Source organism: Caballeronia sp. LZ032 (genome assembly GCF_031451315.1).
In the GTDB taxonomy this organism is placed as follows: domain Bacteria; phylum Pseudomonadota; class Gammaproteobacteria; order Burkholderiales; family Burkholderiaceae; genus Caballeronia.
The window spans coordinates 1-445 of the sequence record NZ_JARUXP010000059.1 but is presented as its reverse complement, the minus strand read 5'-3'; the positions used below and the strand labels follow the sequence as shown (position 1 = coordinate 445).

At 62.7% G+C, this 445-nt stretch carries 1 protein-coding gene; it reads left to right on the top strand.

What is annotated here, in order from left to right; genetic code table 11:
• Positions 1-25: 25 nt before the first annotated feature.
• On the top strand, positions 26-445 hold a 420-nt coding region (locus QCE69_RS39400), incomplete at its 3' end, for an ESPR-type extended signal peptide-containing protein (protein WP_309936167.1).

The following is a 445-nucleotide window of genomic DNA, read 5'->3' as shown; positions in this document are numbered from 1 at the left end:
CCGCCGACTCCCTTTCTGCAAGAACATGAATCACGGTCTTTTCAAGCTGGTGTACAACCGTCTGCGGAACATGCACGTCGCTGTCGCCGATTTCGCATGCGCTCACGGTAGCGAACCGGCCGTGTGGGTCGCAGGCACGCGCAGCGCGCCGCCGCACCTCCTGTTGCGTCCGCTCGTTGCCGCCACCCTGCTGTGCTTCGGAGCGCTTGCTTCAGTTGCACCCACGTGTGCACAGATCGTCGCGGTCCCGGGCTCTGGTGCGCAGGTTCTACAGGCGCAGAATGGCGTCGCACAGGTGAATATCGCGAAGCCTTCGGGTGCGGGGGTGTCGCTCAATCATTACTCGCAATTCGACGTTCAGCGACAAGGCGCGATCCTCAATAACTCGCCCGCCATCACGCAGACGCAGCAGGCCGGATGGATCAACGGCAACGCCAACCTCGCG